This window comes from Variovorax sp. P1_H2, assembly GCF_056405295.1.
In genome coordinates this window covers 1-3,835 of record NZ_JBFUCJ010000233.1, presented here as the reverse complement: position 1 = coordinate 3,835, position 3,835 = coordinate 1, and the positions used below count along the sequence as shown (strand labels likewise).

Annotated in this window: 6 protein-coding genes; 2 read left to right on the top strand and 4 right to left on the bottom strand. The window is 66.4% G+C overall.

The genetic code is table 11. From position 1 onward, the window contains the following. Nucleotides 1–179 (bottom strand): LysR family transcriptional regulator (locus AC1D2E_RS35135; RefSeq protein ID WP_478201683.1); only part of this gene is annotated, 179 nt, incomplete at its 3' end. Nucleotides 180–276: 97 nt separating this feature from the next. Here AC1D2E_RS35135 and ilvD point away from each other — a divergent pair. Next, entirely contained in the window at nt 277–1,971 is a 1,695-nt protein-coding gene (ilvD, locus tag AC1D2E_RS35130) for a dihydroxy-acid dehydratase (RefSeq protein WP_478201682.1), read from the top strand. 229 nt (nt 1,972–2,200) lie between these two features. On the opposite strand, the gene AC1D2E_RS35125 is transcribed toward ilvD, so the two are convergent. Continuing rightward, complete coding sequence (locus AC1D2E_RS35125) at nt 2,201–2,455, bottom strand: TIGR04438 family Trp-rich protein (protein ID WP_478176798.1); 255 nt, start codon at nt 2,453–2,455, stop codon at nt 2,201–2,203. A gap of 104 nt (nt 2,456–2,559) precedes the next feature. Here AC1D2E_RS35125 and AC1D2E_RS35120 point away from each other — a divergent pair, with 104 nt between their 5' ends. Beyond that, nucleotides 2,560–2,865 carry a c-type cytochrome gene (locus AC1D2E_RS35120; protein ID WP_478176797.1) on the top strand — a complete coding sequence of 102 codons (306 nt, stop codon included), beginning with the start codon at nt 2,560–2,562 and terminating at the stop codon, nt 2,863–2,865. A 111-nt stretch (nt 2,866–2,976) separates the two neighbouring features. Here AC1D2E_RS35120 and AC1D2E_RS35115 read toward each other — a convergent pair whose 3' ends face one another. Next, the gene (locus tag AC1D2E_RS35115; protein ID WP_478201681.1) at nt 2,977–3,489 is read right to left on the bottom strand and encodes a LapA family protein; all 513 of its coding nucleotides are present in this window, start codon (nt 3,487–3,489) and stop codon (nt 2,977–2,979) included. 54 nt (nt 3,490–3,543) lie between these two features. Next, nucleotides 3,544–3,835: AMP-binding enzyme (locus AC1D2E_RS35110; protein WP_478201680.1), on the bottom strand; the 292-nt coding region annotated here is incomplete at its 5' end.

Genomic DNA, 3,835 nt, shown 5'->3' with positions numbered 1-3,835 from the left:
ACCCGGCGCCGCGTGCGGTCGAACAGCAGCACCCCGAGCGTCTTCTCGAGCTGGGCGATGGCCTGCGTGACCGGCGGCTGCGTCATGTGCAGGCGCACGGCGGCCCGGCCGAAATGAAGCTCTTCGGCGACGGCCACGAACTGGCGCCAGGCGCGCAGGTCGATCAGCGTTTCTTTCATATGCCAAGCATATCAATAGCACCAAAAAATAGGATTGGAAGCAATCAATCAATCGTCCGATACTTGGCGTCCCCCGATCACGAACGCGAGAAGCACGATGGACACGAAACCGATCAAGATCAACCGCCGCAGCGCCAACATCGTCGAAGGCAAGAGCCGGGCGCCGAACCGCTCGATGTTCTATGCCATGGGCTACCAGGAAGGCGATTTCAAGAAGCCGATGGTCGGCGTCGCCAACGGCCACAGCACCATCACGCCCTGCAACTCGGGCCTGCAGAGGCTGGCCGATGCGGCCATCGAGGGCATCGAGGAAGCCGGCGGCAACGCGCAGGTCTTCGGCACCCCGACCATCTCCGACGGCATGGCGATGGGCACCGAGGGCATGAAATACTCGCTGGTCAGCCGCGAAGTGATTTCCGACTGCATCGAGACCTGCGTCGGCGGCCAGTGGATGGACGGCGTGCTGGTGGTCGGCGGCTGCGACAAGAACATGCCCGGCGGCCTGATGGGCATGCTGCGCGCCAATGTGCCGGCGATCTACGTCTACGGCGGCACCATCCTGCCGGGCAGGTACAAGGGCCAGGACCTGAACATCGTGAGCGTGTTCGAGGCGGTCGGCCAGAATGCCGCCGGCAACCTGAGCGACGAGGACCTGCGCGAGATCGAGATGCGCGCGATCCCGGGCACCGGCTCCTGCGGCGGCATGTACACGGCCAACACCATGAGCTCGGCCTTCGAGGCGCTTGGCATCTCGCTGCCCTACTCCTCGACCATGGCGAACCCGCACGAGGAAAAGGCCAACTCGGCCAAGGAATCGGCCAAGGTGCTGATCGAGGCGATCAAGAAGGACATCAAGCCGCGCGACATCGTGACCAAGAAGGCGATCGAGAACGCGGTGGCCGTGATCATGGCGACCGGCGGCTCGACCAACGCGGTGCTGCACTTCCTGGCCATCGCCCACGCCGCCGGCGTGGACTGGTCGATCGATGACTTCGAGCGCATGCGCAAGAAGGTGCCGGTGCTGTGCGACCTGAAGCCCAGCGGCAAGTACCTGGCGGTCGACCTGCACAAGGCCGGCGGCATCCCGCAGGTCATGAAGGTGCTGCTGAACGCCGGACTGCTGCACGGCGACTGCCTCACGATCACCGGCCAGACCATCGCCGAAGTCCTGAAGGACGTGCCCGACCAGCCGCGCGCCGACCAGGACGTGATCCGCCCGATCGGCCATCCGATGTACGCCGAAGGCCACCTCGCGATCCTCAAGGGCAACCTCTCGCCCGAAGGCGCGGTGGCCAAGATCACCGGCCTCAAGAACCCGGTCATCACCGGCCCGGCGCGCGTCTTCGACGACGAACAGTCGGCGCTGCAGGCGATCCTCGACGGCAAGATCAAGGCCGGCGACGTGATGGTGCTGCGCTACCTCGGCCCCAAGGGCGGCCCGGGCATGCCCGAGATGCTGGCACCCACGGGCGCGCTGATCGGCGCCGGCCTTGGCGAGAGCGTCGGCCTGATCACCGATGGCCGCTTCTCGGGCGGAACCTGGGGCATGGTGGTCGGCCACGTGGCACCCGAGGCGGCGGCCGGCGGCACCATCGCCTTCGTCAACGAGGGCGACTCGATCACGATCGATGCACATGAACTGAAGCTCGAGCTCAATGTGCCCGAGGCCGAGATCGCCAGGCGCCGCGAAGGCTGGAAGGCGCCTGCCCCGCGCTACACGCGCGGCGTGCAGGCGAAATTCGCGTTCAATGCGTCAAGCGCAAGCTCCGGCGCCGTCCTCGACAAGTATTGAGATCGCCCCCAGGTTGCCCCGCACTTCGTGTCGGGGCGCCCACCCCCTGCCGGGGGCAACACCAGCGGCCCGGCGAAGCCGGTTCCGCGGTGGCACTGTTGCTCGCCCCCAGGTTGCCCCGCACTTCGTGTCGGGGCGCCCACCCCCTGCCGGGGGCAACACCAGCGGCCCGGCGAAGCCGGTTCCGCGGTGTTTCTGGTGAAGAGCGCGTTGGAAGCGCCGCTGCGGCTCAGCGCCGCTTTCGGTTTGACCGGCTGTTGAGCATGCCGAGGTTGCTGCGCTGCCGATCGATCCGGTCCTGGCGGCGCTGGTTCTCCTTCTCGACCACCTTGCGCTTGGTGTAGCCGGACGCATCGGCCCAGGCCCACCACACGACCGCCAGTGCGAACGGGATCAACACGACCCACCAGCTCCAGGCGGCGACGAAGCCGATCTCGAAAAACTTGAGAGCCACACCGAACAGGCCCAGCAACAGAAACCACATCGCGAACTTCTCCGTTGAGTGAGAGCGCGCCGGGCGAAGCGGTGCACCGCCCTGCCTACAATCGCGTTGGATCGACTTTAACGCACCCACGCATCGGCGACCCCATGAATAAATCGCTTCTGGTCGTTGCGGCCAGCTTCCTCTGCGCCGCGCCCGCCCTGGCCGACCTGGCCCTGGCGACGTCGAAGAACTGCATGAGCTGCCACGCGGTAGACCGCAAGGTGCTGGGGCCGTCCTTCAAGGACGTGGCCGCGAAGTACAAGGACAGCAAGGGCGCGGCCGACATGCTGGCAGCCAAGATCGTGAAGGGCGGCTCGGGCGTCTGGGGGCCGGTGCCGATGCCGGCCAACAACCAGGTCAACGAAGCGGATGCCAAGAAGCTCGCGGCCTGGGTCCTGTCGACCAAGTAGCCGAACCGCCAGCGGGCATTCTGTCAACTCAGACCGGCGCCAGGGCCGTCCCAAGGCGGTCTGCGCCCCCTCGGGGGGCAGCGAGTACACGGAGTGACGAGCGTGGGGCTCTCAGACGGCCGGCGGCATGCCGGCGGCGGCCGGCAGCGCGGCCGTGCGGCGATCGAAGCGGTCCTCGAGCTGGCCGATGTGGGCCGCGATGGTGTTGTCGGTCTGCTCGGCGCGCGACCGCGCCGTGGCTTCGAGCTGCTCGATGCGCGCCAACAGCGCCGCGTCGCGCTCGGCATTGCGCGCCGCATGGGCGTTTTCCTGGGTCTCCAGGAAGTTGCGCAGCTCGGTGAAGCGCGAGGCCTCGGCCTTGTCCGCGAGATCGCGCTGGGCCTGCATCTCCTTGGTGTGCCGACGGGTCTCGAACAGAATCGAGCTCTGCAGGTAGACCACGTAGGCAACGAAGAAGATGCCCAGCAGTGCGGTCAGCCCGAGCATGATCAGCCCGAAGGGCGCTGTCACCTGCATGAAGCCGATCGACATCAGCGTCGGCGAGGCCAGCAGGCTCCAGTTCAAGGCCGCCAGTGCCGCGATCAGCAGCACCACGACCAGCAATACAGCAGTTCTCAATCCCATTTTTCTTTTCCCTGAAGTTGATTGGACTGCCGCTGCGCGACCGGCACGAGGCGCTCAATAGGCCTGGCCGAGCTGCTCCAGAATGGCCGGATTCTCGAGCGTCGAGGTGTCCTGGGTGATGGCCTCGCCCTTGGCGAGACTGCGCAGCAGCCGACGCATGATCTTACCGCTGCGTGTCTTCGGAAGATTCTCTCCGAAGCGGATATCTTTCGGTTTTGCAATCGGGCCGATCTCCTTCGCCACCCAATTGCGCAACTCGGCCGCGATCTTGCGCGCTTCCTCGTCGCTGGCCGGGCGGCCGCGCTTCAGGACGACGAAGGCGCAGACCGCCTCGCCGGTCAGGTCG

Bases quoted from the DNA above. Each gene is read 5' to 3' on its own strand.
- ilvD (WP_478201682.1), top strand. From the start codon at position 277: ATGGACACGAAACCGATCAAGATCAACCGCCGCAGCGCCAACATCGTC.
- AC1D2E_RS35125 (WP_478176798.1), bottom strand. From the start codon at position 2,455: ATGTGGTTTCTGTTGCTGGGCCTGTTCGGTGTGGCTCTCAAGTTTTTC.
- AC1D2E_RS35120 (WP_478176797.1), top strand. From the start codon at position 2,560: ATGAATAAATCGCTTCTGGTCGTTGCGGCCAGCTTCCTCTGCGCCGCG.
- AC1D2E_RS35115 (WP_478201681.1), bottom strand. From the start codon at position 3,489: ATGGGATTGAGAACTGCTGTATTGCTGGTCGTGGTGCTGCTGATCGCG.